General features: G+C 71.3%; 20 protein-coding genes. 1 reads left to right on the top strand and 19 read right to left on the bottom strand.

The window, feature by feature from the left end; all coding sequences use genetic code 11:
• From ABWV53_RS17790 to ABWV53_RS17780, 3 genes are all read right to left on the bottom strand, one after another.
• Positions 1-1,119 (bottom strand): methyl-accepting chemotaxis protein (locus ABWV53_RS17790; protein WP_353367469.1); only part of this gene is annotated, 1,119 nt, incomplete at its 3' end.
• A 307-nt stretch (positions 1,120-1,426) separates the two neighbouring features.
• Positions 1,427-2,632: a M20 aminoacylase family protein gene (locus ABWV53_RS17785; protein WP_353367468.1), complete on the bottom strand. Its 1,206-nt coding sequence runs from the start codon at positions 2,630-2,632 to the stop codon at positions 1,427-1,429.
• 177 nt (positions 2,633-2,809) lie between these two features.
• Positions 2,810-3,946: an ABC transporter substrate-binding protein gene (locus ABWV53_RS17780; RefSeq protein WP_353367467.1), complete on the bottom strand. Its 1,137-nt coding sequence runs from the start codon at positions 3,944-3,946 to the stop codon at positions 2,810-2,812.
• A 146-nt stretch (positions 3,947-4,092) separates the two neighbouring features.
• On the opposite strand from ABWV53_RS17780, the gene ABWV53_RS17775 reads away from it, so the two are divergent.
• Positions 4,093-6,177 (top strand): molybdopterin-containing oxidoreductase family protein, encoded by a 2,085-nt coding sequence (locus ABWV53_RS17775; protein WP_353367466.1) that lies wholly within the window; start codon positions 4,093-4,095, stop codon positions 6,175-6,177.
• Between the two features lie 98 nt (positions 6,178-6,275).
• Here the strand turns inward: ABWV53_RS17775 and ABWV53_RS17770 are convergent, their stop codons facing one another.
• The 16 genes from ABWV53_RS17770 to ABWV53_RS17695 are packed head-to-tail and all read right to left on the bottom strand — an operon-like array spanning position 6,276 to position 24,685.
• Positions 6,276-7,016: a type II secretion system protein gene (locus ABWV53_RS17770; protein WP_353367465.1), complete on the bottom strand. Its 741-nt coding sequence runs from the start codon at positions 7,014-7,016 to the stop codon at positions 6,276-6,278.
• 4 nt (positions 7,017-7,020) lie between these two features.
• Positions 7,021-8,256, bottom strand: a complete 1,236-nt coding sequence (locus ABWV53_RS17765; protein WP_353367464.1) for a prepilin-type N-terminal cleavage/methylation domain-containing protein — start codon at positions 8,254-8,256, stop codon at positions 7,021-7,023.
• Entirely contained in the window at positions 8,253-9,353 is a 1,101-nt protein-coding gene (locus ABWV53_RS17760) for a PulJ/GspJ family protein (protein ID WP_353367463.1), read from the bottom strand. The genes ABWV53_RS17765 and ABWV53_RS17760 overlap by 4 nt, the downstream gene beginning before the upstream one ends.
• Entirely contained in the window at positions 9,350-11,959 is a 2,610-nt protein-coding gene (locus tag ABWV53_RS17755) for a coiled-coil domain-containing protein (protein WP_353367462.1), read from the bottom strand. Before ABWV53_RS17755 ends, ABWV53_RS17760 begins: the two co-directional genes overlap by 4 nt.
• A complete protein-coding gene (locus tag ABWV53_RS17750; protein ID WP_353367461.1) occupies positions 11,959-13,230 on the bottom strand; it encodes a type II secretion system F family protein in 1,272 nt (423 codons plus the stop codon). The genes ABWV53_RS17755 and ABWV53_RS17750 overlap by 1 nt, the downstream gene beginning before the upstream one ends.
• A 17-nt stretch (positions 13,231-13,247) precedes the next feature.
• Positions 13,248-14,948 (bottom strand): GspE/PulE family protein, encoded by a 1,701-nt coding sequence (locus ABWV53_RS17745; RefSeq protein ID WP_353367460.1) that lies wholly within the window; start codon positions 14,946-14,948, stop codon positions 13,248-13,250.
• Entirely contained in the window at positions 14,914-16,401 is a 1,488-nt protein-coding gene (locus ABWV53_RS17740) for an AAA family ATPase (protein ID WP_353367459.1), read from the bottom strand. Before ABWV53_RS17740 ends, ABWV53_RS17745 begins: the two co-directional genes overlap by 35 nt.
• Entirely contained in the window at positions 16,401-17,357 is a 957-nt protein-coding gene (locus tag ABWV53_RS17735; RefSeq protein WP_353367458.1) for a tetratricopeptide repeat protein, read from the bottom strand. The genes ABWV53_RS17740 and ABWV53_RS17735 overlap by 1 nt, the downstream gene beginning before the upstream one ends.
• The gene (gene mshL / locus ABWV53_RS17730) at positions 17,354-19,129 is read right to left on the bottom strand and encodes a pilus (MSHA type) biogenesis protein MshL (RefSeq protein ID WP_353367457.1); all 1,776 of its coding nucleotides are present in this window, start codon (positions 19,127-19,129) and stop codon (positions 17,354-17,356) included. Before mshL ends, ABWV53_RS17735 begins: the two co-directional genes overlap by 4 nt.
• A gap of 37 nt (positions 19,130-19,166) precedes the next feature.
• Positions 19,167-19,940, bottom strand: coding sequence for a prepilin-type N-terminal cleavage/methylation domain-containing protein (locus ABWV53_RS17725; protein ID WP_353367456.1), 774 nt, complete (start codon positions 19,938-19,940; stop codon positions 19,167-19,169).
• Entirely contained in the window at positions 19,937-20,542 is a 606-nt protein-coding gene (locus ABWV53_RS17720; protein ID WP_353367455.1) for a polyadenylate binding domain-containing protein, read from the bottom strand. The genes ABWV53_RS17725 and ABWV53_RS17720 overlap by 4 nt, the downstream gene beginning before the upstream one ends.
• Positions 20,539-21,111: a hypothetical protein gene (locus tag ABWV53_RS17715; protein WP_353367454.1), complete on the bottom strand. Its 573-nt coding sequence runs from the start codon at positions 21,109-21,111 to the stop codon at positions 20,539-20,541. The genes ABWV53_RS17720 and ABWV53_RS17715 overlap by 4 nt, the downstream gene beginning before the upstream one ends.
• Positions 21,112-21,136: 25 nt before the next feature.
• The gene (locus tag ABWV53_RS17710) at positions 21,137-22,426 is read right to left on the bottom strand and encodes a hypothetical protein (RefSeq protein WP_353367453.1); all 1,290 of its coding nucleotides are present in this window, start codon (positions 22,424-22,426) and stop codon (positions 21,137-21,139) included.
• Positions 22,423-22,908 carry a hypothetical protein gene (locus tag ABWV53_RS17705; protein WP_353367452.1) on the bottom strand — a complete coding sequence of 162 codons (486 nt, stop codon included), beginning with the start codon at positions 22,906-22,908 and terminating at the stop codon, positions 22,423-22,425. Before ABWV53_RS17705 ends, ABWV53_RS17710 begins: the two co-directional genes overlap by 4 nt.
• 2 nt (positions 22,909-22,910) lie before the next feature.
• Positions 22,911-23,798: a type II secretion system protein gene (locus ABWV53_RS17700; RefSeq protein ID WP_353367451.1), complete on the bottom strand. Its 888-nt coding sequence runs from the start codon at positions 23,796-23,798 to the stop codon at positions 22,911-22,913.
• A gap of 32 nt (positions 23,799-23,830) precedes the next feature.
• The gene (locus ABWV53_RS17695) at positions 23,831-24,685 is read right to left on the bottom strand and encodes a prepilin-type N-terminal cleavage/methylation domain-containing protein (protein ID WP_353367450.1); all 855 of its coding nucleotides are present in this window, start codon (positions 24,683-24,685) and stop codon (positions 23,831-23,833) included.
• Between the last annotated feature and the right edge of the window lie 46 nt (positions 24,686-24,731).

Below are 24,731 nucleotides of genomic sequence, written 5' to 3'. Positions count from 1 at the left end.
GAACGCGATGCCGTCGATCACGCCGATGATCTCGCCGATGCGGTTGCTGCTGTCCTGGATGCCGCGCATGGTCTGCACTACTTCGGACACCACCGCGCCGCCCTGCTCGGCCACCTGCGACGCGTTGCGCGCCAGCTCGTTGGCGCGGCGGGCGGTGTCGGCGTTCTGGCGCACGGTGGAGCCCATCTGCTCCATCGACGCGGCGGTCTGCTGCAGCGCAGCGGCCTGCCGCTCGGTGCGCACGGACAGATCGTGGTTGCCCGCATCGATCTCGCTGCTGGCGCCCGACACGCCGTGCGCGCTGGTGCGCACCGTGCGCACCACCTCCGACAGCTGCCCGCTCATCGCCGACATGGCGGCCATGATGCTGGCGCTGTCGCCCGGGCGCAGCGGCATGCGGGCGGCCAGGTCGCCGGCCGCGACCGCATTGGCCGCATGCCGCAGCTGCGACGGGTCGCCGCCCAGCTGCCGCACCACCGAGCGCAGGTAGAGCGCCAGGCCCACGAGGCAGGCGGCCAGCAGCAGCATGGCGGCGGCAGTCAGCGCGCGGTTGTCGCCGGCCAGTTCCTTCACCTCGTTGATGCGGGCGGACAGGCGCTCGCCCTGCCGGTCCTTCTCGGCGCCCAGGGGCGCGAGCAGCCGGTTGCGCGCCGGGATGGTGTCGGAGACGAGGTAGGCGAAGGCGTCGTCCTTGCGGCCTTCGCGGATGAGCTGGAGGTTGCGCTCGCCGGCGGTCCAGAAGGCCTGCAGCAGCCCGGGCAGCGGCGCGTAGGCGCGGCGGCCCTCGTCCGACGTCATGCTCTCGCCCAGGGACTGGAGCGTGCTCTGCAGCAGCTGGCGCTTTTCGGCGATGTCGGCCAGGGTCGCGTCCAGCTCCTGCGGGTTGCGCGCCAGGATGGCATGGCGCACCTGCAGCGAGACGCGGGTGACGTTCAGCTCCATGGCCGCGATGCGCTGCAGCTGCGGCACGTTGGAGGAGCGCACGATCTCCGCGTCGCTGATGAGCCGACCCATCATCAGCCAGATGGCGACCGTCATCGCCGCCAGCAGCAGCAGGAGGGCGATGTTGATCGCGGTGAGCCGGCGAGCAAGCGTCGCGCGGGGCGGAACCTGGGTCATGGGCGTCCTCTCCGTTGTCCCTGCCAGCGGGGAACCTGCATCGGGCAGGCACCCATCACTTTCAGGCTCCCACCCTGTGCGCCTCCCGTCGACACCCGGCCACTCTGCCGTCGTCTCACCGGCTCGGTTTACATGTTGTTCCCATTGTTGGAGGGGCGGCTCGAAAAATCCATCCCTGATCGCAGGGGTGGGTGCCGCATGCCGGAAAGCGCGAATCTTTATGAAGGCCCGATGAAAAAAGGGCGGTAGCGCCCTGCGCCACCGCCCCTTCGTTGGCTGTCGCCTGCGCGACGCCGGATACGGGGATTCAGCCCTTTCTCGCGGCCAGCCACTCTTGCGCCAGCTGCACCCAGAAGGTGCCTCCCAGCGGGATCAGGTCGTCGTTGAAGTCGTAGCTCGGGTTGTGCAGGGTGCAAGGGCCGCCGCCATGGCCCATGGCCCGGTGGTCGCCGTCGCCGTTGGCGATGAAGCAATAGGCGCCCGGCTTGGCCTGGAGCATGAAGGCGAAGTCCTCCGCGCCCATGGTGGGCTCCTGCGGGACCACGTTGCCCTCGCCCACGATGCCCTGCATCACCTTGCGGGCGAACTCGGCCTCGGCGGGCGAGTTGACCGTGGGCGGGTAGTTGCGCACGAATTCGAACTCGCAGGTGGCGTCGTGCGCCGCGCAGGTGTGCTCGGCCACCTGCTTCATGCGGCGCTCGATCATGTCGAGCACTTCGATGCTGAAGGTGCGCACCGTGCCCTGCAGCTCGCAGCTGTCGGGCACCACGTTGGTGGCTTCGCCGGTGTGGATCATGGTGACCGAGATCACGCCCGCGTCCACCGGCTTCTTGTTGCGGCTGATGATGTTCTGGAAGGTCTGCACCATCAGGCAGGCGACCGGCACCGGGTCGATGCCCATGTGCGGCATGGCGGCATGGCTGCCCTTGCCGCGGATGGTGATCTTGAATTCGTTGCTGGAGGCCATCACCGGGCCGGGGCTGACGGCGAACTGGCCGGCCTTCATGCCGGGCCAGTTGTGCATGCCGAATACGGCCTGCATGGGGAACTGCTCGAACAGGCCGTCCTTGATCATCTCGCGCGCGCCGCCGCCGCCCTCTTCCGCCGGCTGGAAGATGAGGTACACGGTGCCGTCGAAATCGCGGTGTCTGGCGAAGTGCTGCGCCGCCGCCAGCAGCATGGCGGTGTGGCCGTCGTGGCCGCAGGCGTGCATCTTGCCGGCGTGCTTGCTGGCATGCGCGAAGGTGTTGAATTCGGTGATGGGCAGCGCGTCGATGTCGGCCCTGAGTCCGATGCCGTGGCCCGAGGCGCCGCCGTCGCGTCCGTGCACGATGCCCACCACGCCGGTCGTGCCCATGCCGCGGTGGATGGGAATGCCCCACTCGGTCAGCTTGGCGGCCACCAGGTCGGCAGTGCGCACTTCCTGGAAGCACAGCTCGGGGTGGGCGTGGATGTCGCGCCGCAGCGCCGCGATGGAGGCCGCTTCGGTGACGATGGAGTCGATGACTTTCATGGGCGATGTTCCTTGGCTTGAAGCGTCGAGTCTAGGCGCCGGGCCGGCTGCATGCCATGCGGGGTTATTCGTACCGGCGCGGACGGCAGGCAAACAGACAAGCACGCACCGGGCCAGCGCCGGCCCGGGCCCACGGCACGCCGCCCGGCCCCCAGTCGCCTTTGAATCCCTGGAAGCTCAGACGCGCACCCGCCCATCGCCGGTCAGCATGGACATCTCGACGAAGCGCGAGCCCGCGTGGCTGCCCGGCCCGTAGGCCAGCGCGAAGCCCCCCACGCCTTGCGACGGCATGCCCTCGAGCGCTGTGACGAGCGACTCGCGGGTGGGACGGTCGCCCGCGCGGCGCAGCGCGTCGGTGAACACGCGGGCGGCCAGGTAGCCCTCCAGGCTGGAATAGTTGGCCTGCACCTTGCCGTCCTTCTTGAGCGCTTCCTGGAACTCGCGGGTGATCTGCCGCGTGGTCTGGAAAGGCGACGGCACGACCTGCGACACCACCACGCCCGCGGCTTCCTTGCCCAGCGCATCGGACAGCGCCTTGGTGCCCACGAACGACAGGTTGTAGAAGGTGCCGCCGTAGCCGGCCTTGCGCGCGGCGCGAATGAACGCGGCCGCCGCCGCGTAGGTGCACACCATGACCATGGCCTCGGGCATGGCCGCCACCAGCGTCTTCACGGCGGCATCCACGTCGACCGAATTGCGCTCCACCGTGGCTTGCGCTACGGGGGCCAGCTGCTGCTCGGCCAGTGCGCGGGTCATGCCGTCCAGCCCCGCGCGGCCGTAGGCATCGTTCTGGTGCAACACGGCGATCTTGCGCAGGTTGAGGTTGGTGAGTTGGCGCGTGATCAGCGCGGTTTCGTCGTTGTACGAGGCGCGCACATGGAACACCAGCCGGTTGAAGGGCTGGCGCAGCGACTCCGCGCCCGTGAGCGGGGCGAAGAAGGGCAGCCGCGCCTGCGTGGCCAGGGGCAGCGCCGCCAGGCTGGTGGGCGTGCCCACGTAGCCAAAGAGCGCGAACACGTCCTCGGCGATGAACCTGCGGGTGTTGGCGGCGCAGCGCTCGGGCTCGTAGCCGTCGTCCAGGGTGCGCAGCTCGATCGGGCGGCGCCCGGACTGGGCGTTGTGCTGGTCGAAGCACAGCTTGGCGCCCAGCTGGTACTGCGTGCCCAGCTGGCCCGACGGGCCGGACAGGGCGCACGACTGGCCCAGCACCAGGGGCGAATCGCCCTGCGCGCGCACGGCCGGAAAGCCGGCCAGTGCAGCCGTCCCGATGCCGATGGAAAACTGCCTGCGGTCCCACAGCGGCTTGTGCTTCATGATGAAATCCCCCGATTGCGATGGTTTTACTGCTCACCGAATGGCGCCCGCGGCCGATCGCCGCCGCCACCGATACGGCCTCCCCGACGCGGCGAGTTTAACGAGCGTTCACAATCCTTCCACGTCCTTTCCCCACCTTGACCGCGATGCCCGACGCCACTGCCTCCCTGCCCGCCACGCACCAGGTGCGCGGCGCCTGCCCGCACGACTGCCCCGACACCTGCGCCCTGCTGACCACCGTGGAGAACGGCGTCGCCATCCGCGTGCAGGGCAACCCGGCCCACGGCCACACCGACGGCGTGCTGTGCGCCAAGGTGTCCAAGTACGCCGAGCGCACCCACCACCCGGAACGCCTGCTCATGCCCCTGAAGCGCAGCGGCCCCAAGGGCAGCGGGCGGTTCACGCCGGTCACCTGGGACGAGGCCCTGGACGACATCGCGCAGCGCCTGGGCGCCATCGCCGCCCGCGACCCGCAGGCCATCCTGCCCTACAGCTACGCCGGCACCATGGGCCTGGTGCAGGGCGAAAGCATGGACCGGCGCTTCTTCCACCGCCTGGGCGCTTCGCTGCTGGGCCGCACCATCTGCGCGTCGGCGGGCGGCGAGGGCCTGACGCAGACCCTCGGCGGCAAGGTGGGCATGAAGGTGGAATGGTTCGCGGAATCCAAGCTCATCCTCATCTGGGGCAGCAACTCCATCGGTAGCAACCTGCACTTCTGGCGCTACGCCCAGCAGGCCAAGAGGGACGGCGCCCGGCTGGTGTGCATCGACCCGCGCAAGAGCGAGACGGCCGACAAGTGCCACGAGCACCTGCAGCTGCTGCCCGGCACCGACGGCGCCCTGGCGCTGGCGCTGATGCACGAGCTCATCGCCAACGACTGGCTGGACCACGACTACATCGCCCGCCACACCCTGGGCTGGGAGGGCCTGCGCGCCCGCGCCCTGGAATGGCCGCCCGAGCGCGCCGCCGAGGTCTGCGGTCTGCCGGTGGAGCAGATCCGCCGCCTGGCGCGCGACTACGGCACCACCAGCCCGGCCGCCATCCGGCTCAACTACGGCATGCAGCGCGTGCGCGGCGGCGGCAACGCCACCCGCGCCGTCGCCTGCCTGCCCGCGCTGGTGGGCGCCTGGCGGCACCGCGCCGGTGGGCTGCTGATGTCCAGTTCCGGCATGTTCCCCATCCAGCGCGCCGCGCTGCAGCGGCCCGACCTGGTGCCCGGCGGCATCACGCCGCGCACGGTGAACATGTCCACCATCGGCGACGACCTGCTGCGGCCCGCGTCGGCCGACTTCGGCCCGCGCATCGAGGCCCTGGTGGTCTACAACAGCAACCCGGTGGCGGTGGCGCCCGAATCGGCCAAGGTGGTGGCCGGCTTCGGGCGCGAAGACCTGTTCACCGTGGTGCTGGAGCACTTCCAGACCGACACGGCCGACTACGCCGACTACGTGCTGCCCGCCACCACGCAGCTGGAACACTGGGACGTGCACGTCTCCTACGGCCACACCGACGTGCTGCTCAACCGCCCGGCCATCGCGCCTGTGGGCCAGGCCCGGCCCAACACGCAGGTCTTCCGCGACCTGGCCGCGCGCATGGGGCTGCGGGATGCCTGCTTCGCCGACAGCGACGAAGACCTGTGCCGCCAGGCGTACGGCAGCCACGTGGACTTCCAGCAGCTGCTGGACCAGGGCTTCGCCAGCCTGCCCGTGCCCAACGCGCCCTATGCCGAGGGCGGCTTTCCCACGCCCTCGGGCCGGTGCGAATTCCACAGCGAACGCCTGTCGGCGCAGGGCCTGGACCCGCTGCCCGACCACCTGCCCAACCGCGAGCGGCCGGGCATGTCGTCCGCCTACCCGCTGGCGATGATCTCGCCGCCGGCGCGCAACTTTCTCAATTCCACCTTCGTGAACGTGAAGAGCCTGCGCCACATCGAGACCCAGCCGGTGCTGGAGATCCACCCCGAGGATGCGGGCCCGCGCGGCATCGCCGACGGCGCCCTGGTGCGCGTGTTCAACGACCGCGGCAGCTACGAATGCCACGCCGCCGTCAGCCAGCGCGCCCGGCCGGGCGTGGTCAACGGCCTGGGCATCTGGTGGCGCAAGTTCGGCGTGAACGGCACCAACGTGAACGAGCTCACCGGCCAGGCGCTGACCGACCTGGGCGCGGCGCCCACGTTCTACGACTGCGTGGTGCAGGTGGAGGCGGCATCCACCGCCCTGCAGCACGGCGCCTGATGCCGGGGCGCAGGCCAGCCTGAAACTATTGATTTGATAGCAGCAGGCCCAGGCGCATCAAGCGCCAGCGGCCATTTTGACCAGAAAAACCCAGCCTTTCAGCGGCTCATCAGCACCCAGCCGTTGACCACCGCCACCTGGCTCTCGTCCAGTGCCGTGGGGGTGTTGCTGCCGATGGCCATGCGCTCGTCCACGCTCCAGGGCACGTTGGCCACCACCGCCGTAAGGCCGGCCTGGCTGTCTTCGCGCATGCGGCCGAAGCGGGCGTCGGCGCTGCCGTCGACCTGCGAGTCGACCAGCGTGGCCAGCGCGGGGGTGAGCTGGCGCAGCACCATCACGTTGCGCTGGCGCGCCACGTAGGTGCCCACCGAGGCGCCGGGCTCGGCCCAGGTCACGTTCTGGAAGCACACCTGCACTTCCTGTGGGTTGCCGTTGGAGTCGAGGTAGGCGTAGCGGTCGGCCTGGCCCTCGGTGCGGCCCTCGGGCAGGCGGATGCCGGCGGCCAGGAAGGTGTTGAGCAGGGCGGCGCCGCAGAGCGCCGTCGTGTTGCCGTTGACCAGCCCCGTGGGCGCCGTGGCGGAGTCGCCCGGCACGATGCCGGTGCCCGTGGCGTAGGCGTCGTACGCCATCAGCCAGCCCTGCACGAAATTGGAGGCGATGCGCTGGTAGCTCGCGTTGCGCTGCAGGTCGCGCCCCACGGCCACGGCGCCGATGATGAGGCCGATGACGACCAGCACGACGGACATCTCGACCAGGGTGAAGCCCCGGGCGGTGGGCCGACGAGGCCACGATGGGCGCGGGGAAAAGCCGGTGGCGGCAGTGTTCGGAGTGTTGGGCATGGTGTCAGAAACCCCGGGTGTCCGCCGCGACGGCGTTGCTCTTGATGGATGTGGCCAGTGTGGCAGTGGTGGTGACCAGTTCCGCCGCCCGGGTGACCCGGCTGGCGGCTTCGGTCTGCACTGCCACGGCCTGGGCCATGGTGCCGGCGGCGGAGGCCACCGCCAGCGTGTTGAAGGCAATGGAGGCCACGGCCGGCGCCAGCAGCGCACCGGTGGAGCCGTAGCTCAGCACGGTGAAGCCGGTGGCGATGGCTACGTTGGCGATGGCGTCCGCCAGGCCGGCGGCCGCCCCTGCGATGCTGGCGGCAGCCTGCGCCACACCGCCGTCGGCGATCATCTTGTTGATCTCCATCTGGCGGTGGTAATTGATCAGGCCCTGCTGCATGAAGACCGCCGACGTGGCGGCAGCCACATGCGAATGGCTGATGGCCGACAGCGCCTTGCCGCAGCCCAGTTGCGCGAAGAGCGCATCGAACGAGACGGCGACGACCTGGTCGTCATAACCCGCAGAGCGCGGCCGGTTGGCGGCATCGAAAGTGGGATCGGTCGCGCTGGCGGTGCCTTGCGCACCGTCGAAACCGCCACCTCCGTTGCCGTCGGCATCCCGCAATCCCGGCATGGCCAGCACCGCGGCCACCGCCCGGCGGTCGCCGCCCGGCACGTCGCGCACGGCCAGCGCCGCGCCGTCCACCGGCGTGGTGGTGGCTGCGCGGTTCACGGCATGGCAGAAGTCCAGCAGGTTGGCCGCGCCCAACATCTCGGTCAGCTGCGGCTGTTGCGGCAATACCGGCGGCAGGCCGACGGTGAATTTCGGAATCAGCCGGTCGGCTCGGACGGCGAGGTCCATGTCCAGCCAGGGGGTGGCGGCGGGGGCGGCGGCCCGGTAGACGCCATAACGCATGCGCCGCGCGCCGTCGTCGGCCACGCCCAGAGTGCGCCAGGGTACGAAGCCGACCTGGCCGCTCGCGCAGCTCTCCTCGCCACTGCCATCGGCCGCAGGGCATGGCAGCCGCGAATGGGCCTGGGCGAAGCCGACGAGCGCGCGCTCCACCGCGCCCATCAGTTCGCGCTCGGCCGCTTGCGTCTTCTGCTCGGTGGCGCTGCGCCAGTAGGCGACGAAGGCCAGCGCCAGCAGGCCCAGCACCAATAGCACCACGGCCAGCTCCACCAGGGAGAAACCGCGCTGGTTTTGCCGGGCGCGGATACGCAGCGCGCCCATCATGCGTGTCAGGGTGCTCATGGAATCAGCCCCTTGCGGTCCGAAGCAGCCGCGGCAGCGAAGGCCGCCTGATAGTCCACGCTGTACTGGTTGCGCACGGTCTGGGCGGAGGCGGCCTGGCGGCCCGCCAGCGCTTCGTCGGCCTGCGCCTGCACCAGCAGCACGGAAGCGGCCACCACCCCGCCCGTGGCGGCGGTGACCCCCAGCACGGCCGCGACGACCAGCCCCGTTTCCACCCCGAGGCTGTTGGCGGCCAGCGAGATGGCGCTGGCACTGGAGCCGATGGCGATGGCCAGGTCTGCCGTGGCCAGGCCCAGCGCCGATTCGGCCAGCTTGCGGTTGGTGACGCGCACGTCGTAGGCGAACCTGCGGAACTGCAGGAACATCTCCGCGTCACGGTCGAGATCGTAGGCGGCAAAGGCCGAGCGGGCGCTGCCCGAGGCCTCGGCCAGCCGCACAGGACAGTTCAGCCGGCTGGCCAGTTCGCCCAGCCCGGTCGCGACGGTGCGGTCGTCGAACCCCGTGGTGCTGGCCTGATTGGGCAGGGCGAACGCCGTGCCCACGTTGCCGCCGTCGAACTGGCGGTTCGCGCCCGGATGCGCCAGCGCATAGGCGACGGGCACGCCGCCCGCGTCCAGCCCATCGGGCGACACCGACGGCGACGCGGCCGCCGTGCGCAGCGACTGGCACAGATCCAGCCCGTTGATCTGCACGGCCGAGTAACCGGCGGGCAGCACGGCGATGATCGGCAGGTAGGGCACGTAGGTGTTGCTCGCCACCAGCAGGTCGGCAGCTGTCGATCGATAGACACCGTAGCGCAGCGGCGTGTCGCCGCGCGGCACGCCCAGCGTGCGCCAGGGCAGCTCGCCGACGCGCGCCGTGCCGCATTGCTCCTGGCCGTCGCCCCCCGCAGTGGCCGGGCACGGCAGGCGGCTGCGGCGCAGGGCGAAGCCTTCCACCGCGTCCTGCGCCGTGCGCAGCTGCTGGGCGGGGGTATCGCCAGTCGCCACCGAGCGGCTGGCCGGTATCAGCTGCCAGGCGGCAAGGCCGACCATCCCGGTCACGGCCAGGCCCAAGGTCAGTTCCAGCAAGGAAAAACCTGCCGATTGGCGTTTCATCGGATCGCTCCGTTCTGCTCGATCTGCTTGAGCATGTCCAGGGGCGCGCCCCAGATGGCGTTGGTGCCGCTGCCACCCGCCGAGGTGGCGCTCATGTTGAGCAAGGTTTCATAGGAACTCTTCGCGCTTGCTTCCTTCGTCACCGCGTCGTCGTAGCGCAACTGCAACTGCGCCGTACGCTGCTTGTAGTCCCACCACGTGAAGTACGCGCCCTTGGCCCCCGTCATCCATTGCGGATAGGGGCTGAAAGGGCCCCAGTAGAACTGCGTGAAATTGATGTTGAAGAGGCCATACACCTTGGGCGAGATGGCATCGGGACCATCGGAACCCACGTAGACGTTCAGTCCATCGAGGTAGTTCGTCTCGCACACCTGCCGGGTCAAGGGCGGGTCCTTGGGCGGTGGCTCGATCTTCTCGTCCCGGCACCGGGCATAGGGCAGCCGCTTGCTCTCCGGCTTGAACTGGTTGATGGCGTGCGCATAGGCCGTCTCGAAGGCCTGCTTGGCGGTACTGACCACGCCCTTGGCCGCATCCATGTTCGCCTGCGCCTCGGCCACGGTGAGTGAAATGACCTTCAACTGCTGCGTCAGGTCGGCGCTCTGGGCCCTCAGCGCATCGCGCTGGGCGATCAGGTCGGCGCGCTCCGCGCTGCCCACCGGCAGGGCCGCGATCCGCGCGTCCATCTGGGCGATCTGGGCGGCGATGCCGTCGATCTGCTGCTTGAGCTGCGCGATCTGATCGGCGTTGCTGGACGTGCTCTGCGGCGCCTTCAGCCGGGCTATGCTGGCCTGCAGATCGGCGCGCTTGGCGGGATCGGTTTCCGTGGCCAACTGGTCTTCGAGCGCCTTGATGGCCGCGTTCGTGCTGGCCGACCGGCCTGTCGTCAGCGTGTCCAGCGCGTCCTGCAGTTCCTTGCGTTTCTGGGGATCGCTTTCCGTGCCCAGTTGTGCCTGCAGCGCCGCGCGTTTGGCAGGGTCGGTCTCGGTCCGTAGCTGCTCCGCGAGCTGCGCGCGCTTGGCGGGGTCGCTCTCCGTGCCCAGCTTGTCCTGGATGGCCTTGATGGCCGAAGCCGTGCCGGCGGAGGCGTTCGCGTTGTTGTTCTTGGCGCTGTCCTGCGCGAGCTTCAGGTCGGCCTCGGCGGCGCGCAGGCTTTCCTCCGCCAGCTTCCAGGCATCGACCTTGTCGCGCACCGAGACGAATTCGTTGTCCAGCATGTCCTGGGCCAGCGTGCCTGCGTTGGGCTGGTTCAGGCTGTTGGCCCGGGCCACGATGGCGTGGGAAGCGGCGATCAGGCTATTCCAGCGGGCGTCCTTGTCGGTGCTGGCGTTGGTCAGAGCGGCGGCGTTCTGGTCCAGCGCTGTCTTGGCCTTGCCGGTGTCGATAACGGCCTGGTCCCAGCTGGCCTTGGCGCTGGTGCGGGCACTGCTCAGGTCGATGGTGTTGGCGCCGACCTGGTTGCCGGCCGCGACGGCAGCAGCCGTAGTGATGCCGAACGCGACCACGGAGGCGACGGCGCCCGCAACATTGAGCGCGATGGCCGCCACCGCCGCGCCCACGGCCACGGCAAAGGCGGCCACGGAAGCGGCCGCGTGCGGAATCTCGAAGCAGCCGACCAGCACGGCGCAAGAGGCAATGGCACTGGCGAGCAAGGCGCTGGCGGTGCCCAGGCCGGTCGTCGCCACGCCGAGGCTCGATGCGGCGCCATAGGTCTTGATGCCGAAGACGATGGCCTTGATGCCGCTGATGGTGGTCAGCACGCCGGCGGACAGCGTGATCGACGTGCGTTGGGATTCCACTTCCTCGATCACCGCGGTGGCGAGCGAGAGGGTGTCGAGCGCCTTGCGCCAGCGGTCGCAGTCCAGCGACTGGCCCAGCCCCTGGTAGGTGCGCACGACCACACGGTCGTCGTAGCTGCCCAGCAGCCCGCCCGTCTCGGGCAGCTCCATGGCGTTGGCGCCCGAGCCATTGAGCCCGTCGAAGCCGCCCGCCGCCGTGGTGCCGGCCTGGCGCAGGCCGGGGTGCGCCAGGGCGTAGGCGACGGGATAGCCGCCGGCGGCCACGTCGCCCACGTGGGCCTGGCCCACGGCGGGAGTCACCGCCGCGGCGTTGATCAGCGCCTGACAGAAGTCGGCGGTGCCCAGCGTCGCCAGGTTGCGGCGGCCGTTGTAGTTGGGATCGCTCCAGGCAACCGGCTCGAAGGTGGCGGCCTCGATGGCGGTGAGGTTGGCCGCGCTCATCTGCACCAAGTAAGCCAGAGAGCCCACGCCCGCAGCCGCCGTGCTGCCCTCCAGCCCCAGCGTGCGGTAGGGGAGCTTGCCCTTTTGCGTGCCGTTGCAGTTCTCGAAGCCGTCGCCGTCGGTGTCGGGGCACGGCAGGCGGCCGCGCCCGGCGACGAAGCCCTGCAGATAGCTGTCGGCCTGCGTCAGCGCGGCCAGCTCGGCCTGGGCCGCGTTCGACGCCTGGCGGCTCTTGAGCGCGATCAGCCCGGCCGCCAAGGCTCCCGCCACGACCAGCGTGAGCAGGGTCACCTCCAGCAACGCCAGACCGCGCTGGCGCAGGGCGGTGGCGATATGGAAGCTGGCGGAGAGGCCACTGCGGGGGTGCATCAACGGCCTCCCAGCGACTGCTGCACCGACTGCTGCACCAGGTCGTAGACCGGCAGCAGCAGCGCGACGATGAGGAACAGGAACAGCGCGCCGGCCAGCAGGATCACGGCCGGCTTGATGATCTCCGAGAGCGACTTGACCAGCGTGTCCAGCCGCTTGCGGTATTCCACCGCCAGGTGTTCGAGCTGGTCGTCCAGGCTCCCCGATTCCTCGCCCACGGCGATCATGCGCACCGCCATGGGCGGAAAGCCGCCCACGCGCCGCATGGCCTGCGAGATGCGCTCGCCGCGCGCCACCGCTTCGCGCACGCGGCGCAGCCGGCGGCGGTAGTAGCGATCGCGGGTGGAGCGCTCCAGGATGTCGAGACTGGAGACGAAGTCCAGCCCCGCGCGCACCAGGATGGCCAGGTGCTCGGTGAGGTGCGCCATGCCGGAGGCCGTCATCAGCACCCGCGTGATGGGCAGGCGGTGCAGCAGCTCGTGCCAGGCCACCCGCACCTTCGGCACCCGCAGGAACAGGTAGGCGATGAGCGCCGCCAGCGCCGCCACCAGCAGGAAGGTGACCAGGGCATGGTCCACCACCGCGTTGGAAAAGCGCACCAGCGCCTCGGTGAGCGGCGGCTGCTTGACGTTGAGCTGCCGAAAGAGCCGTGACATGTTCGGCACGACGTAGTAGATCCAGAAGCCCGCCACGGCGAAGATGGTGCCGAAGACGAACAGCGGGTAGATCATCGCGGTGCGGATGTCGCGGCGGATCGACACCACCCGCTCCACGTGCGCCGCGCTCTCGGCCAGCATGCGGTCGAGCGTGCCGGTCTGGTCGCCGATGTCCACCAGGTTGCGCACGGTCTCGGGGAACACGTCGGGCTGGCGCGCGAAGGCCGCCGCCATCGGAATGCCCTTGGACAGGTCGTCCGCCAGGCGCCTGGCGACGCGGCCGGCCGCATGGTTGCCGGTCTGGCCGCCCTCTTCCACCAGCGTGCGCAGCGCCTCGATGGCGGGCACGCCCGCGCCCAGCATCAGGCTCAGGTCGCGCAGCAGGCCGGCCAGGTCTTCCAGCCGCACGCCGCGCCCGCCCAGGCGGCGCAGGGCGGAGCCGGCGTCAAGCATCCAGCCCGGCAGGCGCCGCAGCGTGAGCACGGTGCCTTCCGTTTCCTGCTCGATGCGCAGGCGCGCGGAATGGTCGCGCTCCACCATGAGCTGCAGCAGCCCCTGCTTGAGGGCGCCGTGCGGCAGCAGCACGCGGTAGTAGTAGAGGCGCATCTGGCTCATGGTGTGGCGGCCCCGCTTCAGTACCCGCCCACGGCGCGCTCGATCTCTTCGACCGTGGTCTCGCCCGCCAGCACGCGGTGGCGCGCCAGCTCGATGATCGGGCGCAGGCCGCCGCGCTCGGCGATCTCGCGCAGCACGCCGCGCGGCGCGTCGGCGGCGATGGCATCGGCCAGCTCGCGCTGCACGATCAGCATTTCATAGACCGGCAGCCGGCCCAGGAAGCCGGTGTTGCGGCAATGCTTGCAGCCCGCGCCGTGGAACACGCGCGCGACGGGCTGGCCCAGCCAGTGCTGCTCGGCCTCGGTGGCGTCGCGCTCGGTGCGGCAGTCGGGGCAGATGCGGCGCACCAGGCGCTGGTTGATGACGGCGACCAGGTTCTCGGCGATGCTGTCGGCGTCCACGCCCAGCAGCTTGAGCCGGGGCACGACGCCGAAGATGCCGCCCACATGCAGGGTGGAGAGCACCAGGTGGCCGGTGGAGGACGCATCCAGCGCGGCACGCGCGGTTTCGCCGTCGCGGATTTCGCCCACCAGGATGATGTCCGGGTCGTGCCGCAGGAAGTGCCGCATGGCCGTGGCGAAGTCGTAGCCGGCGCGCCGGTTCACCTCGGTCTGGCAAGCCACGGGCACCCGGTATTCCACCGGGTCTTCCACGGTGACCACGTTGCGCTCCACCACGGGCTGCATGCGCAGCGCCGCGTGCAGCGTGGTGCTCTTGCCCGAGCCGGTGGGGCCGGTGATCAGGATCAGGCCGTGCGGCCGGGCGAAGACCCGCGTCATGCGCTGCACGTCTTCGGGCAGGAAGCCCAGGTCCTCGAGCTTGTCGAGCTCGCCGCGCTCGGGCAGGAGGCGCATGACCATGCGCTCGCCCTGCTCGGAGATCAGCGTGGAGACGCGCACCGTGTAGGCCGACTCGAGCACCGTCGCGGTGAAGCTGCCGTCCTGCGGCAGGCGCTGTTCGCTCGCGTCCATCTGCGCCTGCAGCTTGACGAAGCTCACCAGCCGGTCGAGCGCGCGCGAGAGCGCGAACATCGGGCGCATCACGCCGTCGATGCGCATCAGCACCGCGCTGCTGCGAGCGGTGGGCGCGATGTGGATGTCGGTGGCGCGCTCGCGCACGCCCAGGTGCAGCACGTAGTCGAGCAGCCGGGCCGGGCTGTAGGCCCGGTCCACGTCGGCTTCCAGGCGCCGCACCTCGCTGGCGATCAGCTTGTCGGCCGGGTTCTCGGCGAAGTAATAGTGCTGCTGGGTGGCGCGGGCCACCTTGTCGAATTCGCCCTGCACGAAGCGCGCGCGCATGCCGATGCGGCGCTCCACCAGCTCGGACACGCTGGCTGGAACGGCATCGCCCAGCACCACCTCCACCACGTCTCCGTCACGGCGCAGCGGCAGGAAGGCGTGGTTCAGGCAGACGTTGCGGTTGAAGGCGGCCGCCACGTCCGGGTCGGGCGGCGGCAGGTCGGAGACGTTCACGAACGGAATGCCGCGCTGCACCGACAGGTAGCGCGCCACGTCCTTGCCGCTGGCGAAGCCCAGCTCCATCAGCAGCCGGCCCAGCGGCACGTTCTCGATCTTCTGCTTGCGCAGCGCGTACTCGATCACCACGGGCGTCACCACGCCGTCGGCGATCAGCTGTTCGCCGATCAGCTGCGCGGCCGCCCCGCCGGCCGGGGCCAGCAGGCCGTCATTCACTGCGTGCGGCGGAAGCGGGGGCTGCATTCATGTTCTCCAGAAGCATGTAGGTCAATTCGTCGGGCACCGGCGTGGCCGGCAGGCCGAGCCGGCCTTGGAAGGTGGCGAGCGCGGCCACGGTCTGCGGGCCGTAGAAGCCGTCCACCTGCGCCGCGTCCAGCGCGCCCTGGCGCACCAGCAGCCGCTGCAGCGCCGTGCTGGCCGGCGTGGCGCGCGGCGTGACGGCGTAGGCGGACTTGTCGAGCGTGTCGCGCCAGAAGGCCCAGCGCTCGCCGCCACGATCGAAAAGGCACAGCGCGGCCGAGGGCTGCAGCAGGCCGGCGGCCCGCGCGGGCAAGGCCCGGCTGGCCAGTGGCCGGCCCTGCGCCTCGGCCGCGACGCGTGCGAGGCAGGCGGGCTCGTCCGGCCCGGCCACCGCCTGGGCGGCCGGCGCGCTGGCGGTGGCGGCGGGGGCCGGCGCGGCAGCGGCAGGGGCGGCCGAAGGGCCTGGCGCCTCCACGGCCTTCGCGGTGGCGGCAGGCGCCGCCGGGCCGGCGGGTTGCGCCACCGGGGCCGGGGAGTCCGTGGGCCAGACGTAGGACGCGCCCACGCCCAGTGCCGCCATGCCCAGCCCGCTGGCCGCGAGCATTGCGTACCAGCCGGTGCGCGAACGGCGTGCGGGCGGGCCGGTCTCCAGGTCGTCGAGCGCCGAGCGCAGCAGCTGCGTGTCGATGGTGCCGCCGCCCTGGGCGGCGAGGCCGTACATGCAGCGGTCGAGCACCAGGTGGATGCGCCGCAGGTTGCCGCCCGTGGCGCGGTGCAGTGCCCGGGCGGCCCGGGGCTGCAGCGCGATGCGGCCGCTGGCGCTGGCGGCCGACACGCGCATCTCGAAGTAGCGCAGCACCTGGTCGGCCTGCAGGCCGGCGAGGCGCACGTGCTTGACGATGCGGCTCTGGAGCTGGCGCAGGTCCTGCCCGCCCAGCAGGGCCTCCAGTTCGGGCTGGCCCGCCAGCACGATCTGCAGCAGCTTTTCCTGCCCGGTCTCCAGGTTGCACAGCAGGCGGACCAGCTCGAGCGAGGCGGGCTGCAGGTTCTGAGCGTCGTCGATGACCAGCAGGCAGGTGCGGCCGGCGCGGTGCTCGTCCAGCAGGAAGCCGTTGAGGCGGGTGAGTGCCTCGTCGATGTCGCTGGAGGGCTCCAGGCCGAAGTCGCGCAGCACGGCCGACAGCAGGGCCTCGCGCTGCAGGAAGGTGTTGAATACCAGCGCCGAGCGCACGGCGTCCTCGGGCAGCGTGTCGAGCAGCCGCCGCACGAACGTGCTCTTGCCCAGCCCCACTTCACCGGTCAGCAGCACGAAGCCCTTGCGCGCCTGGATGCAGTGCACCACCTCGGCGAACTGCTCCTGCAGCGCCGGGGTGAAGAAGTACGCACTGGCGTCCGGCGTGGGCGGGAACGGGCTGCGGGCCAGGCCCAGCCGGGCGTGGAGCGGGGCGAGCGACATCAGGGCGCGCTCCGGAAGCGCGCGAGCGCCGCCTTCAGGCTTTCCGACTCGGGGTGCAGGCGCACGGCCTCGGCCAGCACCTGGCGGGCTGCCTCGGTGCGCTGGCGGCGCGCCTCGATGCTGGCCAGGTTGATGCTGGCTTCCTCGTCGCCCGGCAGGCGGTTGAGGATGTTCTGGTAGGTGGCGGCCGCCGCGTCGGCGTCGCCCCGGGCCAGCGCGAACCAACCTTCGGCGCGCAGCAGCGACAGGCTGCCGGCGGGCAGCTCGCGCCGCAGGGCGGCCAGGTGCTGTTCCGCCGCCACCAGGTCGTTGGCACGCATGCCCTGCAGGAAGAGGTTGAAGCGCTGCTCGACCGGCATGGCCGCAGCCGGCGGGGCGGTGCGCACCGCCGGCTGCGCCGGGGTGGCCGCCTGGCGGGCAGAGGCCCGTGGCGCGGCGCGGGGCGGCACGTCCACGGCGGCATCGGCCACCAGCACGTCGGCGGTCACGGGCGCAGGCGTGTTCACCGCCACGGGGGCGGGCTGCGGCGCCGCGCGGCGCACCGGGGCCGGGGCGGCCACGGCGGCGGTGGCGGCGGGCGCGGCCGAACGGGCCGGCACGTCCGGCACTGCGACCACGGCAGGCGCGGGCGCAGGCACTGCGGACACGGCCGTCACGGGTGCCGGCACGGCGGCGGGCGCGGCGACGATGGCCGGCGCGGGAGCCGCTGGCACCGGCGCAGCCACGGCCTGAGCCATCAGCGAGGGCGATGCCGCCGAGGGCGAGAGCGCGGCTTTCAGCCGGGGGCCGGCATGCCAGCCGGCCAGGCCCGCGCCCGCAGCCGCGAGCGCAAGGCCCACGCCCCAGGCCACTGTGTTGCGGCGCTGGGCGCGGCGTGGAGGACGCGGCATGACGGCGGCCGTGCTGGCGGCGGAAGGCGCGTCGATCTCGCGCAGGGCTTGGTGGATGAGGCTCATAGCTTGCGCACCCGCATGACGATCACCAGCTCGCGGCTGGCATGGGAATCGGACTGGTTGCCGACCAGCTTGCCCAGCACGGGCACGTCGGACACGCCGGGCGCGCCCCGGTCGCGGTCGGTGGTGCGCTGGTCGATCAGGCCGCCGACCACCACCACGTCGCCGTCGCCCACGTTGAGCGTGGTGGTCAGGCCCTTGTAGTTCACGACCGGCAGCGTCACGCGGTTGGTGGAATTGACCTGCACCAGCGCCAGGCTGGCGGGGTCGACCTCGCTCTGCATCGGGTTGATCATGAGCTCGATGCGGCCGTCGTCGCGCATGTAGGGCAGCACGCCGACCATCACGCCGGAGAAGACCGAGTCAGTCTGCACGTCCGACGTGGTGGTGCTGGCGCCGCCGCCGGGCGCGATCTGGGTCGAGGACGCGCGCGAGACGTAGCGGATGCTGCTGCCCACCGACAGCAGGGCCGGCGTGCCGTTGCGCACCTGCACGTTGGGGTTGGACAGCACCTTGAGGTTGCCGAAGGAGCGCAGCGCGTTCAGCACCACGCTCGAGGTGCTGCCCTGGTAGCCCACGCCCAGGGCCGGGCCGGCCAGGCTGCCGATCAGCGTGGCCGGCAGCGTGACGCTGCGCGCGAGCGCCGGACCGGTGTTGGGCAGCACGCCGCCGACTTCGGACAGCGAGATCGGCGAGGTGCCGAAGCCGCTGGCCAGCCGGCCGCGCAGGATGCTCCAGTCCACGCCGAACTCGAAGCTGTCGGACAGCTGCACGTCGATCAGCTGGGCCTCGATGTAGACCTGCTGGCGCAGCATGCCCTGCACCTTGGCCAGCATCTTCTCGACCGCCCGCATCTTGGCGGGGCGGGCCTTCACGTAGAGGGTGCCGGTCATGCGGTTGACGCTGAAGCCCGAGTCCAGGCCCGGCGTCTCGGCCAGGTCGGCGCTGAAGGCGGCGGCGGACGCGGCCTCCGGCAGCACCGCGCCGGTCGCCGACACACGCAGCGGCGCCGGCGCCGCCGGCTGGGCCGCGGTGCGGCGCATGTCGTCGCCCAGGATGACGCGCAGGTTGTTCTCGATCTCCTGGTAAGGGTCGGACTTGGTGCCGCCGCTGCCGCTGATGGCCAGGTTGCCGCGCAGCGCGTTGGAGCTGCCGCCGCCGGCGCCCCCGCCCGTCGAATTGCCGAACACGTTGCCGCCCGAGGACAGATCGAGCGAGGTGTTGCTGTTGAGGAAGTCGAGGTTGAAGAACTTCTCCTCGTTCAGCGCCACGCGCAGCGTGTTGCCCTGGATCTCGCCCGAGACGTTGTAGGCGCGCAGCACCTCGGCGAAGGCATCGCGCAGCGACACGTTGCGCAGGTACATGTCGGAGAGCTGCCCCACCTTGACCACCGCCGGATCGACGATCAGGTTGATCTGCGCGCTGTCGGCGAACGCCGCCAGCACCTGGCTGATGCTGGCGCGCGACATGGCGACGGTGATCATGCGGCCCTCCAGCGGGTCGAACTTGGGCGCCACGGGCACGATCTCGGGCGCGGGCGCGGTCTGGCGCAGTTGCTGGTTCAAGGCCATCTGGTGCGCCAGCAGCTTCTGCGACTCGGCCACCATCTGCTCGCGCAGCCGGTCCGGCGTTTCCAGGTCGGCGGGGCGCAGGCTCTGCAGGCTGCGGGGCGCGGGGCCACTGCTGCAGCCGGCCAGCAAGGCCGCGGCGGCCAGGGCTGGCAGGGCGCGCCGGGGGCTGAGGCGCAGCTGCGCCATGGCACGGAGGATGGGCATAACGGTTTCCATATCTGTGGTGTCTCGTGGCGTGTTCTTAAGGGGCATGGGCCCCGAGCCAGCCGGTCAGGGCGGCCAGCGATTCGGCGGCGACCACGTCGTCGCGGTCCAGCCGCAGCGCGGTGCCCGGGGCATAGGCGCAGGCGGTGTCCACGGCGTGAGGCGAGTCCAGCCGGCGGCCGTCCGCATTGCGGTCGTTCAGCGGCATGACGATGAAGAAGGCAGGGTGGGAGCGTACGTTGGTGGTGCAATCGATGGCGCCTTCCGCAGCGTCGTCGCCGGTCAGGCGGGCGTGGGTCGCCACGAGCGGCTCGTTGCCCGCAGTGACCAGGCCAGTCATCAGGTCGCGGGCATTGCGATAGCCGGGCGAGCCAGGCAGGTCGCCCGTGCGTTCGGTGGCGACAGCCAGATCGGCATCGCCGCCCGTCGCGGCCCGGTTGCGATAGACGCCGTAGCTGGCGTGCAGGGTGTCCTGGGGCACGTCCAGCCCCAATGCGCGGTAGGGCAGCCAGCCAGCCTCGATGCCTTCGGCGCATGCCCCGGTGCCATCGCCCTCCCAGCCGGAGCCGGAACTGTCGGGGCACGGCAGGCGACCGTTACGCAGCGCAAAGGCACGCAGGGCATCGCGCAGGTTCTCGGCCGTCTGCGTGGCACGGTCCCGGTCGCGCAGGGTGGCGCTGTTTTCGTAGCCCCCCACCACCGCCCAGCCCACGACACCAGCCACCAGCAGCACGACGCTCAGTTCGACGAGCGAGAAGCCGCGCTGATGCGCCCTGCGCCCGGTGCCCGGACGAGATGTGCGAAGTCTCACCGGGCGGCCCCCGCGGGTGCGGTGACGTTGGCGCTCAGCTGGGCTTGCAAGCGCTGGATCTCCGCCAGGCGCGTCTGTATTTCCTGGGCTGCCGCAGGCCCGGGCGTCGCGGCCAGCACCTGCATTTCCTTGGCGAGCTGCTGCATGCGGTCGGCAGCGGCGAGGTTGTTGCGCAGCACCTGCAGGTTGACGCCGGCCACCACGTTGTTGCCCTGGCTCTTCTGCAGATCGCTCAGCAATGCATCCACTTCGCGGGCGCTGGGCTGCTTGTTGGTGGAGAGTGCCTGCGCCCGCGCCTGGATGTCCTGCAGCGTCGCCGAGCCAGCCTGGCCGCCCGGTGCGGCAGGCGAGGCCGGCGTCTGGGCCATGCCAGGCCCGCCGGGCGCGGCCAGCCACGGCGCCTGTGGCGCCTGGGGCACGGTCTGCGGCAACCCGGCACCCTGGCTGACGCCACCCGGACCGACCGTCACCGGCGCGGATGGCATTGCCGGCGCTGCGCTGTCGACCGCGGTGGGAGCGGCCGTGCGCATCCAGAGCGCCGCGCCGATGGCCATCGCGCCGACAGCGACGGCGAGACCGGTGAGGATTCCGCGATTGATCATGGCGCGCCCACCAGGCTGGGGGGCGTGGCGTTGAACTGCTGGCGGGTGCCGGTGGCGCTGGGCGCGTCGGCCGAGCGCAGCGTGCCCACGCGCAGCTGGCCCACGGGCACCGACAGCGTCTGGCGGCCGGTGGTTTCACGCACCACCACCTTGTCGGGGCCGATCTGGATCACCCGGCCGCCGTCGCGCAGGCGCGCGCCTGGGCGCACCAGCTGGTCGTCGATCATCGCCACGTAGCCATCGCCCTGCTGCATCAGCAGCGTGACGGTGCGCTGGGGCATGACCGGGCCGCCGACCACGCCGGGCGTACCGGGCGCGGGCTCGGCGACGAGGGCCCGGCTGCCCGCCGTGCCCATGGTTTGCAGGGCCGCGTTGATGCGGCCGATGGCGGCCAGCGTGCCTTCCACCTGCTGGCGGTCGGTGACGGCCGTGGGGGGCAGGGGCTTGAGCTCCACCACCGCGGGGCGCACCTGCGCCGGGCGCTGGGCCAGCAGCGCGTAGATGCCGGCCGCGCCCCAGCCGAGGAGCAGCGCCGCCAGGGCGTTCAGCACGATTGCTGCGTACTTCATGGGTCTGCCGTTCGTTTCTTCTGGTTCAGCCGCGCGGGCCGGGGGTCGCCGTCAGGCGGTACGAGAAGGCGCCCGCCGCCGCGTCGGCCGCGTTGACCGGCTGGGCCGTCCAGCCGGCGTCGCGCAGCGCGGCCAGCAGCCGGCTGATGGCGCCGACGCTGCCGGCCTCGGCCACGCCGTCCACCTGGAAGCTGCGCTCGCCGAGACCCGAGGCGCCCACGGCGGGCGGGTCCAGGCGCAGGCGCTGGATGCGCACGCCCGGGCCGGCGATGTCGCGCAGCAGGCCCAGCATGGCGACCGGGTCGTAGCGCGCGCCGTCGCCCAGCGTGCGCGCCAGCTGGGCGACGGGGGCGAAGGTCTGCGGAATCTCCGCCACGTTGGTCGCCGCGATGCGCGCTTCCAGCGCCGTGGCTTCGCGGCGGCCGTCGGCCGCGCTGTCGTGCTCGGCGCGGGCCTGGCCCTTCACGTAGAGGCCGAAGCCCCCGAGCGCCAGGGCCAGCACGCCCACGGCCGTCGCCACGCCAGGCACCAGGCGCTCGCTCCACCAGGCCATGCGGGCCAGCGGCGGGTTCACGGCCGCGCCCACGCCCTCGCGCTCGACCAGGCCCGGCAGCGCCGTCACGGCGGTGCCCGCCGTTTCCACCGGCAAGGCGGCCGCGCCGCTGCCGGTCTGGGCCGACCAATGGTTCACCAGCTCGGTTTCCAGCGCCGGATCGACCGCCCAGAGGCTGCCGAACTCGACCGGATGGACGATGCCCTTGGCGATGTCGGCACGCGCCAGGCCCGCCAGCGCGCGCACGGCGCTCAGCAGGTCGTCGCCCGTGCGGCCCATGGCGTTGACGCTGTGGTAGTGCAGCCCCGCCTTGGTCTGGCCGAAGCAGTGCAGCGCGCGGCCGGCGCGCAGCACGCGGGCATCGCCCACGCCCACGCCCGCCGCGAGCAGGCCGCCGAGCGGCAGCACGATGCAATGGTCGCGCTGCTGGGCGGCCCACTGCTGCGTGCGCTGCCAGAGCTCCAGCGGCACGACGGTATGGAAGGTCTGCAGCCCACCGCTTTGCGCCAGCACCCGGTGCAGGATGACGTGGGCCGCGCCGTCGGTCAGGCCTTCGGTGCGGGCGCGCTTCTCGACGAGGGCCGCCGCATAGGCGCGCCGGCCGCCGTCGAAGCGGTAGCTGCCCAGGGCCGCGTCTTCGAAGTCGGTCACCACGAGGGTGGATTCGCTCAGCGTGGGCCAGGGCGCCACGTCGGCCCAGCTGCCGCCGCTCAGGTGCCGCCACCCGTCGCGGGTGACCAGTAGGAGGTTGTCGGTGCTCATGGCTTGCGTGCCAGGGGGAAGTACAGCGTGCCGTTGACGGCGAGCAGCAAGCCCTTGTCGTCGGCGGCAGGCGGCGTGAACAGGCCGGCTTCGCGCGACAGCACGGCCAGCTCGAAACTCTCGGCCGAGAAGAACCGCTCGCCGCCGCCCGCGCCCATCTGGCGCAGCAGCTCGGCGGCCTCGGTGCGGGAGACGGGCGTGGCGTTGCGGTTGATGCGGCGCTGCGCCCAGCCGGCCGGGTCGAACCCCAGGTGGTCGGCCGCCTGCTGGGCCTGGCTGGCCAGGCGGGCGTATTCCTCGCGCCGCGCGACCTCGGGCATCACGGCGCGCAGCGCGCCGGTGCGCGCCGCGACCTGCACCGCCTCGCGCCGCTCGGCCGCCAGTTGCTGCAGCCCGTCGCGGGCGATCCAGGCGCCGACGGCCAGCAGCACCGTGGCGACGGCCAGGGCGACCAGGCGGGCCGCGCGCTTGGACTGGGACACGCTCACTCTTCCATGATCCAGTGGGCCGTCAGCAGCACCACGCGGTCTTCGTCGAACTGGCGGCCCGTCGCGGTCGCGGCGGCGGGGGTGGCCGCGCCGGTGGCGGCGTCCGACGTCTGGATGCTGCTGGCGATGGTGTTGTTGGCTTCCCACGCGGTGCCGGGTGCGTTCGCGTCGGCGGCGCCGCCGTTGTGCGCCACGCGGCCCTGGATGCGGAAGCGGCCTTCACGGGAGTCGGGCTTGCCGTCGATCACCTGGTCCATGAAGCGGGCCAGATCGGGCGTGAGGCCGCGCAGCACCATCACGTTGCCGGCGCCGCTGGTGGTGCCCGGCGGGTTCCACTGGAAGCACACCTGCACTTCGGTCGCGTTGCCGTTCGTGTCCTGGTAGAGGTAGCGGTCTTCCTGACCCTCGCCGCGGCCCGGGGGCATGCGCACGCCGGCACGGTTGAACAGCTCGCGCAGGTTCTGCGATGAGAGGGTGGTGTCGCCCGCGCCGGTCTGGCCGGGAGCGTAGCCCTGGCCGTTGCAGATCTTGAAGCCGGTGTTGGCAAAGTTCTCCGGAATGCCGGCCACGGCCGAGCCGCCCGTGCGGGTGCACACGGCGGCGGCGCCCGCGAACGTGGTCTGCGCGCCGTTGACCATGTAGGTCGGTGCCTGCTGGCAGTCGCCCAACACGCCGCCGTTGCGCTGGTAGTACTGGTCGTAGGCCGCCTTCCACTGCATGGCGAACTTGTTGGCGATCTTCTGGTACTCGGCGTTGCGCTGAACGTCCTTGCCGACGGCGATGGCGCCGATGATCAGGCCGATGACGGCCAGCACGATGGCCATTTCGACCAGCGTGAAGCCGCGCTGGATGCGGCGGGCGAGCGGGGTGCGATGGGTGCGCATGGGAGGGGTTCCTGCGGGGGCGATGCGGCGCATCACTGGTTCATCTTGTAGATGGCGACCATGCGGATCACTTGGTCTTCGTCCTGCGTGCGGCCGGCCTGGCCGGCGACCGTGTCGGTGGCACCGTCCTGGTAGGTGTTGTTGGCCGACCATTCGACGCCGGCCGCGTTGGGAGTGCCGTTTTGAACGCCCTGCTGGCGGAAGCGGCCTTCCTGCGCGTCGGGCTTGCCGTCGATCATCTGGTCGAGCATGCGGGCCAGGTCGGGCGTGAGGCCCGTGATGACCATCACGTTGCCCGAGTTGGCCGCGGTGCCCGGTGCGTTCCACTGGAAGCAGACCTGGATTTCCTGCGGGTTGCCGTTGGTGTCCAGATAGACGTAGCGGTCTTCGGCGCCTTCGGCACGGCCCGGCGGCATGCGCACGCCGGCGCGGTTCATCAGCAGGCGCAGGTCGAAGCCGTTGGCGGCGTTGGCATCGGCTGCTCCCTGCATGTCGCGCGCCATGTTGGGGCCCTTCGCGCCGTGGCAGATGGCATTGGGCGCGGTGGCGGCCGTCATGTTGCCGCCCGAGATGGAGGCGCCGGTCCCCGCGTTGAAGTTGGCCCCGTTCACCATCAGGCGGGGTGCCGTCTGCGAATCACCCAGCACGCCGCCGGTGCGCTGGTAGTAGGCGTTGTACGCCTGCTCCCACTGGTCGATGAACTTGTTCTTGATCTTGGTGTATTCCGCGTTGCGCTGGACGTCCTTGCCGATGGCGATGGCGCCGATGATCAGTCCGATCACGGCCAAGACGATGGCCATTTCCACCAGGGTGAAACCCTTCTGGATACGACGCGGAAGGCCCGCACGGGCACGGCCGGCGGAACGGGGAATGTGGTGTGCAGACATGCGTACCCTTTAGCAATGGGGAAATGGACCCAGCCCGATAAACGGG

The sequence above is a fragment of the Acidovorax sp. FG27 genome (assembly GCF_040365715.1).
Lineage (GTDB): Bacteria > Pseudomonadota > Gammaproteobacteria > Burkholderiales > Burkholderiaceae_C > Paracidovorax.
Note: the sequence above shows the minus strand (reverse complement) of the source record. Positions and strands in the feature narration are given on the sequence as shown.

What these genes read in the sequence shown, in the direction of transcription:
- ABWV53_RS17710 (WP_353367453.1), bottom strand. Translation starts at nt 22,426, where the DNA reads ATGAGCACCGACAACCTCCTACTGGTCACCCGCGACGGGTGGCGGCAC.
- ABWV53_RS17760 (WP_353367463.1), bottom strand. Translation starts at nt 9,353, where the DNA reads ATGAAACGCCAATCGGCAGGTTTTTCCTTGCTGGAACTGACCTTGGGC.
- ABWV53_RS17735 (WP_353367458.1), bottom strand. Translation starts at nt 17,357, where the DNA reads ATGAGCCTCATCCACCAAGCCCTGCGCGAGATCGACGCGCCTTCCGCC.
- ABWV53_RS17715 (WP_353367454.1), bottom strand. Translation starts at nt 21,111, where the DNA reads ATGAAGTACGCAGCAATCGTGCTGAACGCCCTGGCGGCGCTGCTCCTC.
- ABWV53_RS17785 (WP_353367468.1), bottom strand. Translation starts at nt 2,632, where the DNA reads ATGAAAGTCATCGACTCCATCGTCACCGAAGCGGCCTCCATCGCGGCG.
- mshL (WP_353367457.1), bottom strand. Translation starts at nt 19,129, where the DNA reads ATGCCCATCCTCCGTGCCATGGCGCAGCTGCGCCTCAGCCCCCGGCGC.
- ABWV53_RS17740 (WP_353367459.1), bottom strand. Translation starts at nt 16,401, where the DNA reads ATGTCGCTCGCCCCGCTCCACGCCCGGCTGGGCCTGGCCCGCAGCCCG.
- ABWV53_RS17770 (WP_353367465.1), bottom strand. Translation starts at nt 7,016, where the DNA reads ATGCCCAACACTCCGAACACTGCCGCCACCGGCTTTTCCCCGCGCCCA.
- ABWV53_RS17765 (WP_353367464.1), bottom strand. Translation starts at nt 8,256, where the DNA reads ATGAGCACCCTGACACGCATGATGGGCGCGCTGCGTATCCGCGCCCGG.
- ABWV53_RS17700 (WP_353367451.1), bottom strand. Translation starts at nt 23,798, where the DNA reads ATGCGCACCCATCGCACCCCGCTCGCCCGCCGCATCCAGCGCGGCTTC.
- ABWV53_RS17780 (WP_353367467.1), bottom strand. Translation starts at nt 3,946, where the DNA reads ATGAAGCACAAGCCGCTGTGGGACCGCAGGCAGTTTTCCATCGGCATC.
- ABWV53_RS17720 (WP_353367455.1), bottom strand. Translation starts at nt 20,542, where the DNA reads ATGATCAATCGCGGAATCCTCACCGGTCTCGCCGTCGCTGTCGGCGCG.
- ABWV53_RS17775 (WP_353367466.1), top strand. Translation starts at nt 4,093, where the DNA reads ATGCCCGACGCCACTGCCTCCCTGCCCGCCACGCACCAGGTGCGCGGC.
- ABWV53_RS17695 (WP_353367450.1), bottom strand. Translation starts at nt 24,685, where the DNA reads ATGTCTGCACACCACATTCCCCGTTCCGCCGGCCGTGCCCGTGCGGGC.
- ABWV53_RS17750 (WP_353367461.1), bottom strand. Translation starts at nt 13,230, where the DNA reads ATGAGCCAGATGCGCCTCTACTACTACCGCGTGCTGCTGCCGCACGGC.
- ABWV53_RS17745 (WP_353367460.1), bottom strand. Translation starts at nt 14,948, where the DNA reads ATGCAGCCCCCGCTTCCGCCGCACGCAGTGAATGACGGCCTGCTGGCC.
- ABWV53_RS17755 (WP_353367462.1), bottom strand. Translation starts at nt 11,959, where the DNA reads ATGCACCCCCGCAGTGGCCTCTCCGCCAGCTTCCATATCGCCACCGCC.